This window comes from Stenotrophomonas indicatrix (assembly GCF_002750975.1).
In the GTDB taxonomy this organism is placed as follows: domain Bacteria; phylum Pseudomonadota; class Gammaproteobacteria; order Xanthomonadales; family Xanthomonadaceae; genus Stenotrophomonas; species Stenotrophomonas indicatrix.
The window spans coordinates 878,081-890,536 of the sequence record NZ_PEJS01000001.1 but is presented as its reverse complement, the minus strand read 5'-3'; the positions used below and the strand labels follow the sequence as shown (position 1 = coordinate 890,536).

Annotated in this window: 13 protein-coding genes; 9 read left to right on the top strand and 4 right to left on the bottom strand. The window is 66.8% G+C overall.

Annotation, left to right across the window (positions count from 1 at the left end; genetic code table 11):
- Window positions 1-142 precede the first annotated feature (142 nt).
- Together rpmA and rplU are read right to left on the bottom strand one after the other, a co-directional pair.
- Window positions 143-406, bottom strand: a complete 264-nt coding sequence (rpmA, locus tag CR918_RS04225) for a 50S ribosomal protein L27 (protein WP_025873853.1) — start codon at window positions 404-406, stop codon at window positions 143-145.
- An 11-nt stretch (window positions 407-417) separates the two neighbouring features.
- The gene (gene rplU, locus CR918_RS04220) at window positions 418-735 is read right to left on the bottom strand and encodes a 50S ribosomal protein L21 (RefSeq protein ID WP_004148331.1); all 318 of its coding nucleotides are present in this window, start codon (window positions 733-735) and stop codon (window positions 418-420) included.
- A gap of 317 nt (window positions 736-1,052) precedes the next feature.
- Here rplU and uvrA point away from each other — a divergent pair, with 317 nt between their 5' ends.
- The 3 genes from uvrA (at window position 1,053) to CR918_RS04205 (ending at window position 5,264) form a co-directional block, all read left to right on the top strand.
- Window positions 1,053-4,049: an excinuclease ABC subunit UvrA gene (uvrA, locus tag CR918_RS04215; RefSeq protein WP_099842122.1), complete on the top strand. Its 2,997-nt coding sequence runs from the start codon at window positions 1,053-1,055 to the stop codon at window positions 4,047-4,049.
- Window positions 4,049-4,456 (top strand): acyl-CoA thioesterase, encoded by a 408-nt coding sequence (locus CR918_RS04210; protein ID WP_099842121.1) that lies wholly within the window; start codon window positions 4,049-4,051, stop codon window positions 4,454-4,456. Before uvrA ends, CR918_RS04210 begins: the two co-directional genes overlap by 1 nt.
- Window positions 4,457-4,538: 82 nt before the next feature.
- Window positions 4,539-5,264 (top strand): enolase, encoded by a 726-nt coding sequence (locus CR918_RS04205; protein WP_099842120.1) that lies wholly within the window; start codon window positions 4,539-4,541, stop codon window positions 5,262-5,264.
- A 156-nt stretch (window positions 5,265-5,420) separates the two neighbouring features.
- Here the strand turns inward: CR918_RS04205 and CR918_RS04200 are convergent, their stop codons facing one another.
- Window positions 5,421-5,870 (bottom strand): copper chaperone PCu(A)C, encoded by a 450-nt coding sequence (locus CR918_RS04200; protein ID WP_099842119.1) that lies wholly within the window; start codon window positions 5,868-5,870, stop codon window positions 5,421-5,423.
- 35 nt (window positions 5,871-5,905) lie between these two features.
- Between CR918_RS04200 and CR918_RS04195 the strand changes: the two genes are divergently transcribed.
- From CR918_RS04195 to CR918_RS04180, 4 genes are all read left to right on the top strand, one after another.
- A complete protein-coding gene (locus CR918_RS04195; protein WP_025873858.1) occupies window positions 5,906-6,682 on the top strand; it encodes an enoyl-CoA hydratase/isomerase family protein in 777 nt (258 codons plus the stop codon).
- Window positions 6,683-6,835: 153 nt separating this feature from the next.
- Window positions 6,836-7,735 (top strand): acyl-CoA thioesterase II, encoded by a 900-nt coding sequence (gene tesB / locus CR918_RS04190; protein WP_032951563.1) that lies wholly within the window; start codon window positions 6,836-6,838, stop codon window positions 7,733-7,735.
- Window positions 7,736-7,738: 3 nt separating this feature from the next.
- Window positions 7,739-8,248, top strand: coding sequence for a pathogenicity-like protein (locus tag CR918_RS04185; RefSeq protein ID WP_032975965.1), 510 nt, complete (start codon window positions 7,739-7,741; stop codon window positions 8,246-8,248).
- Window positions 8,249-8,396: 148 nt separating this feature from the next.
- Window positions 8,397-9,614 (top strand): RNA polymerase sigma factor, encoded by a 1,218-nt coding sequence (locus CR918_RS04180; protein ID WP_099842118.1) that lies wholly within the window; start codon window positions 8,397-8,399, stop codon window positions 9,612-9,614.
- A 51-nt stretch (window positions 9,615-9,665) separates the two neighbouring features.
- Here CR918_RS04180 and CR918_RS04175 read toward each other — a convergent pair whose 3' ends face one another.
- Entirely contained in the window at window positions 9,666-10,229 is a 564-nt protein-coding gene (locus CR918_RS04175; RefSeq protein ID WP_099842117.1) for an EF-hand domain-containing protein, read from the bottom strand.
- 156 nt (window positions 10,230-10,385) lie between these two features.
- On the opposite strand from CR918_RS04175, the gene CR918_RS04170 reads away from it, so the two are divergent.
- Window positions 10,386-11,141, top strand: coding sequence for an arginyltransferase (locus tag CR918_RS04170; RefSeq protein WP_032975961.1), 756 nt, complete (start codon window positions 10,386-10,388; stop codon window positions 11,139-11,141).
- Window positions 11,142-11,179: 38 nt separating this feature from the next.
- Window positions 11,180-12,385, top strand: coding sequence for an endonuclease/exonuclease/phosphatase family protein (locus CR918_RS04165; RefSeq protein ID WP_099842116.1), 1,206 nt, complete (start codon window positions 11,180-11,182; stop codon window positions 12,383-12,385).
- The last annotated feature ends 71 nt before the right edge of the window (window positions 12,386-12,456 follow it).

Sequence of the window (12,456 nt, the reverse complement as noted above, 5' to 3'; positions counted from 1 at the left end):
TGCCGGCCGCTGGCCGACAACCGGGCGATGCCCGTTTTACCATTGATTCCAACGAAAAGCCCCGCCGAAGCGGGGCTCTTCATGCAGCGAGCTCTTCATCCAGCACGGCCATGCCGAGGCATGGGCGCCGGACGCAGCCTTATCAGGCTTCGACCGAGACGACGCTGACGGTGCGACGCTTCTTCGGGCCCTTCACGGTGAACTCCACCTTGCCGTCCGTCAGGGCGAACAGGGTGTGGTCACGGCCGAGGCCAACGCCGGTACCCGGGTGGAACTGGGTGCCGCGCTGACGCACGATGATGTTGCCTGCTTCGATGGCCTGGCCGCCGAAGATCTTGACGCCGAGGTACTTCGGGTTGGAGTCGCGACCGTTGCGCGAAGAGCCTACGCCTTTTTTATGTGCCATGACCTATCTCCTTACTTGCTGCCACCGGCAATGCCGGTGATCTCGATTTCGGTGTAGTACTGACGGTGACCCTGGCGCTTCATGTGGTGCTTACGGCGACGGAACTTGATGATCCGGACCTTGTCAGCACGACCCTGGGACAGGACGGTGGCGGTGACCGCAGCGCCGCTCAGGGCGTCGCCGATCTTGATGCCATCGCTGTCGCCGAGCAGCAGGATGTTGTCGAACTTGATCTCGCTGCCGACTTCGACTTCGAGCTTTTCAATGCGGAGCTTTTCGCCCTGCGCCACGCGGTATTGCTTACCGCCGGTGACCAGTACTGCGTACATGACCAGACTTCCTCTGTAGTTATTGTGGTCTATGGACTGCCGCCGTCGAGGGCGGACAGGAGCGGGATTGTACGCAGAGGGGCCCGGACGGGTCAAGTCAACCCCCTGAACGGCCCGGGGGCCCCCAGGCAGGGGTCAGATCCCTTTTCACACGGTGAAAAGGGATCTGACCCCTGCCTGACAGGCGGTCTCACCGGGTGAGACACCGGGCTGGCATTGTCGCCCATTGCCCCCATCTGGTCACCTCGGTAGGCTGACCGATTGCCGCCCTATCGCTGGCCCGGCGGCCCAGCCACGCCCCCACAACCGGATTCCCCATGGCGATGGATTTCATCCGCATCCGCGGCGCGCGGACGCACAACCTCAAGAACATCGACCTCGACCTGCCCCGCGACAAACTGATCGTGATCACCGGCCTGTCCGGCTCGGGCAAGTCGTCGCTGGCGTTCGACACCATCTATGCCGAGGGTCAGCGGCGTTACGTCGAGTCCCTGTCGGCGTACGCGCGGCAGTTCCTGAGCGTGATGGAAAAGCCGGACCTGGACCACATCGAAGGCCTGTCGCCGGCGATCTCGATCGAGCAGAAGTCGACCTCGCACAACCCGCGCTCGACGGTCGGCACCATCACCGAGATCTACGACTACCTGCGCCTGCTGTATGCACGCGTCGGCACGCCGCGTTGCCCCGACCACGGCTATCCGCTGGAGGCGCAGACGGTCAGCCAGATGGTCGACCATATGCTGACGCTGGACCCGGAACAGCGCTACATGCTGCTGGCGCCGGTGATCCGCGACCGCAAGGGCGAGCACGCGCAGGTGTTCGACCAGCTGCGCGCGCAGGGCTTCGTGCGTGTACGCGTGGATGGCGAACTGTACGAAATCGACGCGGTGCCGCCGCTGGCGCTGCGCCAGAAGCACACCATCGAAGCGGTGATCGATCGCTTCCGCCCGCGCGAAGACATCAAGCAGCGCCTGGCCGAGAGCTTCGAAACCGCCCTGAAGCTGGGTGATGGCATGGCGTCGGTGCAATCGCTGGACGATGCCGCTGCGACCCCTACCCTGTTCTCGTCCAAGTATTCCTGCCCGGTCTGCGACTACTCGCTGCCGGAACTGGAGCCGCGCCTGTTCTCGTTCAACGCACCGATGGGCGCCTGCCCCGGCTGCGACGGGCTGGGCATGGCCGAGTTCTTCGATCCCTCGCGCGTGGTGGTGCATCCGGAGCTGTCGCTGGCGGCCGGTGCCGTGCGTGGCTGGGATCGCCGCAATGCCTATTACTTCCAGCTGATCGCCTCGCTGGCCAAGCACTACAAGTTCGACACCGACGCGGCGTGGAACTCGCTGCCGGCCAAGGTGCAGCAGGCCGTGCTGTACGGCAGTGGCGAGGACGCGATCACCTTCACCTACTTCACCGAGGCCGGTGGCCGCACCCAGCGCAAGCACCGCTTCGAAGGCATCATTCCCAACCTCGAACGCCGCTACAAGGAAACCGAATCGGCGGCGGTGCAGGAAGAGCTGGGCAAGTACATCAGCGAACATGCCTGCCCCGAGTGCAACGGCGCGCGCCTGAACAAGGCCGCACGCAACGTGTTCGTGGCCGACCGCCCGCTGCCGGAACTGGTGGTGCTGCCGATCGACGAAGCGCTGAAGTTCTTCAGTGAACTCAGCCTGCCGGGCTGGCGTGGCGAGATCGCTGCGAAGATCGTCAAGGAGATCGGCGAACGCCTCGGCTTCCTGGTCGACGTCGGCCTGGATTACCTGACCCTGGAGCGCAAGGCCGACACCCTGTCCGGTGGCGAGGCACAGCGCATCCGTCTGGCCAGCCAGATCGGTGCTGGTCTGGTGGGCGTGATGTACGTGCTCGATGAGCCGTCCATCGGCCTGCACCAGCGCGACAACGAGCGCCTGCTGGGCACCCTCACCCGCCTGCGCGACCTTGGCAACACGGTGATCGTGGTCGAGCATGACGAAGACGCGATCCGACTGGCCGACTACGTGCTGGACATCGGTCCCGGCGCGGGCGTGCATGGCGGCGAGATCGTCGGCCAGGGCAGCCTGCAGGACCTCCTGGATGCACCGCGTTCGCTGACCGGCCAGTACCTGTCGGGCAAGCGCGCGATCAAGATCCCGGCGCGCCGGCACAAGCCGAACCCGAAGATGACGCTGCATCTGCGTGGCGCCACCGGCAACAACCTGAAGGGCGTGGACCTGGCCATTCCGGCAGGGCTGCTGACCTGCGTGACCGGCGTGTCCGGCTCGGGCAAGTCAACCCTGATCAACGACACCCTGTTCTCGCTGGCTGCCAACGAGATCAACGGCGCCTCGCACCCGATCGCGCCGTACAAGGAGATCGATGGCCTGGACCTGTTCGACAAGGTGGTGGACATCGACCAGTCGCCGATCGGCCGTACCCCGCGCTCGAACCCGGCCACCTACACCGGCCTGTTCACCCCGCTGCGCGAGCTGTTCGCACAGGTGCCCGAATCGCGTGCGCGCGGCTATTCGCCGGGACGCTTCAGTTTCAACGTGCGTGGCGGCCGCTGCGAGGCCTGCCAGGGCGATGGCCTGATCAAGGTCGAGATGCACTTCCTGCCCGACGTGTACGTGCCCTGCGACGTCTGCCATGGCAAGCGCTACAACCGCGAAACGTTGGAGATCCTGTACAAGGGCTTCAACATCAACGACGTGCTGGAAATGACCGTCGAGGATGCACTGAAGCTGTTCGAACCGGTCCCGTCCATCGCCCGCAAGCTGGAGACCCTGGTTGATGTCGGCCTGAGCTACATCAAGCTGGGGCAGAGCGCGACCACGCTGTCCGGTGGTGAAGCGCAGCGCGTGAAGCTGTCCAAGGAACTGTCGCGCCGCGATACCGGCCGCACCCTGTACATCCTCGACGAGCCGACCACCGGCCTGCACTTCCACGACATCGAGGCACTGCTCGGCGTGCTGCACAAGCTGCGCGACGAGGGCAACACGGTGGTGGTGATCGAGCACAACCTGGACGTCATCAAGACCGCGGACTGGATCGTCGACCTGGGTCCGGAAGGCGGTCATCGCGGCGGCACCATCCTGGTGACCGGCACGCCGGAAGACGTGGCCGCATGCCCGGATTCGTATACCGGCCAGTTCCTCGCACGGATGCTGCCGTCCACCAGCGCGCGACCGGACCAGCCCGCCGCCGTGGCCAACAAGCCCGATGCGCGCCCGCCGCGCAAGGTGAAGCCCGAGAAGCCGGCGAAGAAGGCAGCCGCCGCCAAGAGCACCGGCAAGGCCAGCAAGACCGCCACGGCCGGCACCAAGAAGAAGAAGGACGCCTGATGAGCAGCGAACACAAGATCCTGGCCCGCATTCCGATCAGCGTGCGCTGGCGTGACATGGACAGCATGGGCCACGTCAACAACGCCAAGTACATCTCCTACCTGGAAGAGGCGCGCGTGCGCTGGATGCTGGGCGTGGAAGGCGTGTCGATGACCGATCGCATCGCACCGGTGGTGGCTGCCACCAACGTCAACTACCGGTTGCCGATCGTGTGGCCCAACGACATCCTGGTCGAGCTGTTCGTCGAGCGCCTGGGCAACAGCAGCGTGACCATCGGTCATCGCATCGTCGACCAGCAGGACGAGTCGAAGCTGTATTCGGACGGCAACGTGGTGGTGGTCTGGATGGACACGCAGACCGGCAAGAGCGCGCCGCTGCCGGACGCGATCCGCAACGCGTCGAGCTGACACAACTGGTAGATGCCGACCTTGGTCGGCACCGGCCCGCCGGGCATGGCCCGGCGATACCGTTCCACATCAAAGGACTGACATGATCCACCAGACCGAACTGCGCGACCTGCTGCCCGGCATGGTCCCCTTCCCCGCCGACGTATTCCCCGATGACCAGGCCTGGCTTGGCCAGCATCTGCTGCCGCTGCTGAAGATCGACCTCGGCGTGCTGCGCCCGGAACTGGCCGGCCAGGCCGCGACCCTGCTGTGTCCGATCGAGCCCTATGAAGGCTGCATCGGCGAAGCCACCGAAGAACACCACAACGCGTTCACCGGCACCAACTGGATCGCTTTTGAATTGACCGCCGACAACCGCATGCGCTTTCTCGGTGAGGAGGGCTACTTCATCGGCGACCAGATGCAGGACAAAGACGCGCTGGAGCACATCACGGAGATGCGCGGGAGCTACAGCAAGGCACATGCGTACTTCCAGCAGCATGGACGCCTGGCCAGCTATTCGCGCTATGGCGACGGCGAGCCCGGCGAGCAGGCGTACCTCGATGTGCTGGGCGGGCAGATCTCGACCGGCAACTGGATCGAAACCGCGGAGATTCCGGCCGCCTTCGCACTGGCGTTCACCGAGGCTGCCGACGACCGGCATGCGCCGGACGATGCCGAGCGCGCGATCATCACCCGCGATGGCCACAAGTTCTTCGCCGTGGCCGAAGTGGCCGGCTACAACTGGTGTGCAACCGGTGCCGATGCGATCGTGATGCTGTACGAGCCGGAAAGCCGCACGGTGCTGTTCTCGTACGACTGGTCGTAAGCCTCACCGCGCTGCGCGCTCGCCGGGCATGGCCCGGCGCTACCGATTAAGCCCCCCGCGCTGCGCGCTCGCCGGGCATGGCCCGGCGCTACCGATGTCGATTCGGCAGTGATGCCTGGGTAGCGCCGGGCCATGCCCGGCGGAACGAGCGCCGCGTTACGGCGCGGCCTTGCGCACTATCAGGGCCGTGCTGACTTCGGTGCCCCCCTCCAGTTGCACCTGCAGCCACACAGGCTGCCCCTCCTCCAATGCGCGCCTGCCGTCCATCAACATCAGGTGCAGGCCGCCGGGCTTGAGCACGGCGCGTTCGCCCGGCGCCAATGGCAGGCGCTCGACGGCACGCATGCGGCTGACCCCGTCGACGATCCGGGTCTCGTGCAACGACACATCACCGAAACTCGCACTGCGCGCACCGATGATGGCCACCGCGATGGAGCAGCCGTTACGGATCACGCCATAGCCGGCAGTCATGGGCGTCGCCGTCGGGCTGGGCGGCAGACGTACCCAGCCCTGCGAGACGGTGACGCACTCCGGCACCGCGGCCGCCGCCGATGCTGCGCCCGCACACATCATCAACAGTACGCCAACGAATGGTTTGGTTATCATCGCCCAGGTTCCTTCTTCGCAACGAGACCCGCAGCATGACGACGCTCATCGAGGTGATCAACCATGGCCCCATCCGCGAACTGCGGCTGGCGCGGCCGCCGGTCAATGCACTGGACACCGAGCTGTGCCGGCAGTTGATCCATGCCATCGAACTGGCGATGGCCGAGGACGCGCACGGCATCGTGCTGTCCGGCAGCGAGCGCATCTTCACAGGCGGCATGGACGTGCCGCACCTGCTCTCGCATGGCGATGACAAGCACAAGCTGCTGGACACCTGGAACGCGTTCTTCGGCGCGGTACGCACGCTGGCCGAGAGCCGCATCCCGGTGGTTGCGGCGATCACCGGCCATGCACCGGCGGGCGGCTGCGTGCTGGCCCTGTGCTGCGACTACCGGGTGATGGCACGAAGTGCCGATCCGGCGCGCCCGTATGCCATCGGCCTGAACGAAGTGCAGGTCGGCCTGATCGCACCGGAAGGCATCCAGCGCCTGCTGCGCCGTGCCGTGGGGGCGCACCGTTCCAGCGTGCTGCTGGCCACCGGCGCGCTGGTACCGGCCGAACAGGCGCTGCAGATCGGCCTGGTCGACGAACTGGTGGATGGCGAACTGGTGGCGGCCCGTGCGGTGGCCTGGCTGCAGGACCTGCTGAAGCAGCCGCGGCAGCCGATGCTGCTGACCCGTGCCATCGCCCGCGCCGAGCTGCACGACGCCCTGCATCCGGACCTGATCCAGCTCGACCGCTTCGTCGAGGCCTGGTTCGCCCCGGATGCGCAGAACGCACTGCAGGCACTGGCGGCGCGTCTCGGCAAGTAAACGGTAGTGCCGGCCGCTGGCCGGCAGCCTGGCGATCCTTCCGGGACGCCTGCGGATGCCGGCCAGCGGCCGGCACTACCGAAGATGGGGCATCCGGCCTACACCGGTATAATCGACCCCTCTTTCATCGCTGTGGCCGCCCCCTTGAACGACATGCCCGAACCCGTCGTCTCCGAGCTGATCGATCTGCTCACCCTGGAGCGGCTGGAGGACAACCTGTTCCGCGGCCAGAGCCGCGACATCGGTACCAAGTACGTGTTCGGCGGGCAGGTGCTGGGCCAGGCCCTGGCGGCTGCGCAGGCCACGGTCGACAATGGTCGCCATGTGCACTCGCTGCACGCCTATTTCCTCCGCGCCGGCAACATCGACCATCCGATCGTCTACGACGTCGACCGTACCCGCGACGGTGGCAGCTTCTCGGTACGCCGGGTGACCGCCATCCAGCATGGCAAGGTGATCTTCTTCTGCGCGGCCTCGTTCCAGCAGGCCGAATCCGGTGCCGAGCACCAGCACAAGATGCCCGAAGTGCCGCAACCGGAAGACATCGAACCGAACCGCCCCTTGCCGGCGGAGGTGCTTGAGCGCCTGCCGATCAAGGTGCAGCGCTGGCTGTCGCGCGGCGGTCCGTTCGAGTTCCGCCATGTGTATCCCCGCGATGAACTGAACCCGCCCAAGCGCCCGCCCTACCACCAGGTCTGGCTGCGCCTGAGCGAGCGCGTGGGCGATGCTCCCGAGCTGCACCAGGCACTGCTGGCCTACGCGTCGGACTTCCACCTGCTGGGCACGGCGACCTTCCCGCACGGCATCAGCTACTACCATCCGCACGTGCAGATGGCCTCGCTGGACCACGCGATCTGGTTCCACCGCCCGTTCCGCGCCGACGATTGGCTGCTGTACTCGCTGGACAGCCCCAGTGCGCAGGATTCGCGCGGCCTGGCCCGCGGCCAGTTCTTCACCCGTGATGGCGTGCTGGTTGCCAGCACCGCCCAGGAAGGCTTGATCCGCGTGGTTCCGGACCAGGCAGCAGCGGCCGCCGTGCCGGCCAAGGATTGACCGATGCGTCAGATTTTCAGCAGCCAGCGCGTGGAAACCGTGGAAGGCGTGGCCGAGCTCCTGCGCAGCCACGACATCCAGGTGAAGGTCACCAACGGACGCTCGTACAAGACCCGTCGCCGGGGTCAGTTCAGCTATACCGACCTGGGCAATGCAGGCGCCTACCCTGCGGTGTGGGTCGTGCGCGCCGACGACCAGCCGCGTGCGCGCGAAATCCTGCGCGACGCCCGACTGCTCGACACCACCCGTCGTGACCACCCGACCGCCGAATTCGCCTTCCGCGATGATGTGCAGGAAAGTGCCGGTGGTCGTGGCTGGGCCTGGCGCATCCGCATTGCCCTGCTGGTGGTGATCGCCGGGGTGGCGCTGGTGATCGGCCTGCGCCATCGCGGTGCCCCTGCCCCAACCGCGCCGGTGCCCGCCCCGCAGGCACAGCCGCAGCAAGCACAGCCGACCGCACCGGCACCGCCGGAAGAAGAGGAAGTGCGGGTCCGCATCCAGCCGTCCACGTAACGCGCAGGTAACGCCGGGCCATGCCCGGCGAGCGCAGCGGCCTGACAGAAACGCCGCCGGGCATGGCCCGGCGCTACCGGGACGCGAACCGGTCACATCGGGCGCGCGGCTCCGTCATGGGACACAATCCCTGCAGGAGCCCGCCGCCATGACGATCTTCGCCGCAAGCATCGACGAAACCCTGGAACGCGAACTGCCGGCCGCCAGCGGCGGTTGCCAGCATGCCTATGGCCGCATCGTGCTGGCCTGCCAGAACACGGTCACCGCCATCGCCCTGGCCATCACCGGCGACCGCCAGGCCAGCGAGGACATCGCCCAGGAAGCGTTCGTGAAGGGCTGGCAGCAGCTGCATCAGCTGCGCAGCGCGAGCAGCTTCCTGCCCTGGCTGCGGCAGATCACCCGCAACCTCGCCCGCGACTGGCTGCGCGCACAACGTGGCCGACCGCTGAGCGGCGAGGCTGCCGAAGTGGCGCTGACCATGGCTGCGGATCCGACCCCGGGCGTGGCCGACCGCCTGCAGCGGCTGGAAGAGGAAATCGCTGCCGAAGACATCATCTCTGCCCTGCCCGCCGACAGCCGCGAAGTCCTGCTGTTGTATTACCGCGAGGGCCAGCATTCGCAGCAGGTGGCCGACCTGCTCGGGCTGAGCGACGCGGCGGTACGCAAGCGCCTGTCACGTGCCCGTGCGCAGGTGCGCGAGGGCCTGCTGCAGCGCTTCGGTGAATTCGCACGCAGCACCGCACCGAGTGCTGCGTTCGCAACGGCAGTAGTGTCGATGGTGATGATCGCCGCGCCCGGCACCGCCAGCGCGGCGATCCTGCTGGGAACCGGCGTCGGCGTGGGTGGCAGCAAGCTCGGCCTCGGTGGCGCCAGCGCTGCCGGCGGCACCGCGCTCGGCTCGTTGACCGCCACGCTGGGCCAGCTGCAGATGCTGCCTGCGTCAAGCTGGGCCGCGATCATCGGTGGCGTCGTCGGTGGCGCGCTCGGCAGCTATCTCGGTGGGCGTTTCCTGCTGTCCTACGCAGAGACCGGTGCCGAGCAGGTCCAGGTCCGCCGCTTCGTCAACCTCAGCACCGGCACCAGCCTGGGCTGGTGCCTGGCCATCCTGTTCACCGTGCTGCTGCAGGCGCCGATGTGGGCGCAGCTGCTGGTGCTGGCACTGGGCCTGGTGGTGGTCAACTACCAGTGCCTGGTGACGCTGCGGCGAATCATGGCGCCGCTGCTCGCGCGTGATGCAGCCCGGCGTGGGCGTAACGGGATCAACTGGAAGTACGAATCCATGTACGGCCTGACCGGCATGATGGCGGTGAACCTGATCGTCATCGGTGCCCTGGCCTACACGATGACGCTCAGCGGCCGCCTGTAACGGACAACGCCGGCAGTGCGCCGGCGTTGTCGTCGATCACTGCATTGAAAATCAGCGCTGCGGCTTCGGCGCGGCGGCGTCACGGGGGCCGCCGTGGCGCGGGCCACCGTGCATCGGGCCCTTGGCGGCGTCGAACTCGGTCTTGCTCAGCTGGCCATCCTTGTTGGTATCGGCCGCGGCGAACCAAGCGTCACGATGCTGCTTCATGCGCAGCTCGCGGTCGGCCTTGTCCAGGTAGCCATCCTTGTTGAGGTCGAGCTGGTCGAAACGCTCGGCCAGGCGCGGATCGGCCTTGGCTTCGTCACGGCTGATGCGGCCATCGTTGTTCGTGTCCAGCTTGGCCCAGCGCTCGCCGCCGCGACCACCGTGGCGGCCATGCTTCCAGCGCGGCAGCTCATCACGCGAGAGCTTGCCGTCCTTGTTCTTGTCCAGCTCGTCGAACTTTGCGGCCAGGCGCGGGTTGGCCGCCGCTTCGCTGCGGTCGATGACGCCGTCGCCATTGGTATCCAGCTTGGCCGAACGCTGCGCCGGTGCAGCCGGGGTGTCGGCAGCCAAGGCAATGCCGGTCGCGGAGGTGCCGAGCAGCAGGGCCAGCAGCAGGGGGGTACGGATCATGGGGTCACTCCTGGGAATGGGATTGGCATCGGGGTGAACACCTCACCCTCGGAGGACAACAACGCCTGACCACGCCCCCGGTTGACGCAGCCGCCCATTCCATTCATCCGGCGGACAGTCGCCGCCATTGCGACAGGCTGGAGCTATGCTGTGCCCATGGCGAGACACGGCGACAGAGACGACGAACTGCGACTGTTCCAGACCGGCGAGCACCCCTGCGGGTACTGGCCGGACCGGGTTGCACGCGACCTGGTGCTGGACCCGCAGGACCGTCGCCTCGGCGGGCTGTACCCGCTGGCCCTGAGCTGGGGCTTCCGACGCAGCGGTGATCTGGTCTATCGCCCGCATTGTGCGAACTGCCACGCCTGCGTCGCCGTGCGCATTCCGGTGGCCCGCTTCGCCCCGGATCGCAGCCAGCGCCGCTGCGCCGCCCGCAATGCCGATCTGGAAGTGCGCATCACCGCGGCCATGCCACGCGAGGATCTGTTCGAGCTGTACCACCGCTACCTGGTGCATCGTCATGCCAAGGGCGGCATGGACGACCACGGCCCGCACGAGTTCGAACAGTTCCTGATCGGCAGCTGGTCGCACACGCGCTTCATGGAAATGCGCCTGCCCGGCCACGACGGGCAGCCCAGCCAGCTGCTGGGCGTGGCGGTAACCGATGTGACCGAGCACGGGCTGTCGGCGGTCTATACCTTCTTCGACCCCGCCCATGCCGCGCGCGGGCTGGGCACGTTCGCGATCCTGCAGCAGCTGGAGTGGGCCCGCCGCGAGGGCCTGCCACATCTGTACCTGGGCTACTGGATACGCGAGCACCAGAAGATGGACTACAAGCGGCGCTATCGCCCGCTGGAGGCCTACGATGGCCGCCGCTGGCATGATTTCGATGACGAACTGGACGGACGCTGACAAACCACTGACACCGGGCCAGGTGCACAATATGGCCCATGAACGCCAAACCCCTGATTCTCGGCCTGGCCCTGCTCTGTGGCGCCGCCGCTCCCGCCTTCGCCACGTCCCCCGCGATGACCGAAAAACCGTCTGCAGCGCTGCGCCTGGCCACCTACAACACCTCGCTGTATTCGGACGAAGCCGGCGGCCTGATCGCCGAGCTGGAAGGCGACAGCGAACATGCGCGCAAGATCGCCGCGGTACTGCAGCAGGCGCGCCCTGACCTGGTGCTGCTGAACGAGTTCGACTTCGATGACGCCCATCGTGCCGCCGACCTGTTCCAGAAGCGCTACCTGGAAGTGGCCCAGCCCGGTGGCGGCAAGCCGCTGCACTTCGCCTACCGCTACCTGGCGCCGGTGAACACCGGCGTGCCCAGTGGCCTGGACCTGGACAACAACGGCGTGGTCGGCGGCGAAGGCCGTGGCCGCGGCAACGACGCCTGGGGCTACGGCCTGCACCCGGGCCAGTACGGCATGCTGGTGCTGTCGCGCTACCCGATCGACGAAGCCAAGGTGCGCAGTTTCCAGCTGCTGAAGTGGAGTGCGATGCCCGGCGCGATCCGCCCGGTCGATCCGCGCACCGGCAAGAGCTTCTACAACGACACCATCTGGTCGCAGCTGCGGCTGTCGTCGAAGTCGCATTGGGATGTACCGGTGAAGACCCCGGCCGGCGTGGTCCACGCACTGGTCTCGCACCCGACCCCGCCGGTGTTCGATGGCCCGGAAAAGCGCAACGCCGCGCGCAACCATGACGAACTGCGCCTGTGGCAGGAATACCTGTCCCAGGGTGACAAGCCGTGGCTGTGCGACGACAAGGGCCAGTGCGGCGGCCTGGCCCAGGATGCGCGTTTTGTCCTCCTTGGCGACCTCAACAATGATCCGGTCGATGGCGATGGCCGCCACGAGGCGATCGTCGAACTGATCGAGAACGCCCGCGTGCTGCGTTACCCCACCCCGCGCAGCATCGGCGCCGAGCAGACCAGCCTGGCCTATGCGGCCAAGGGCATCACCCGCAAGGGTGCACCGTTCCATGCCACCGGCGATTTCGGCCCGAAGTCCGGCACCATGCGCCTGGACTACGTGCTGCCCTCGACCGGTTTCGAGTACCTCGGCAGCGGCGTGTTCTGGCCGGCCAATGAGAGTGCCGAAGCGAAGATCGCCGATGGCAGCGACCACCACCTGGTATGGGTGGATGTGAAATAAACCGATAGCGCCGGGCCATGCCCGGCGGCTTTTCCGGCTGCGTCGCGCGCCCTATGGGAAGCCGCCGGGCA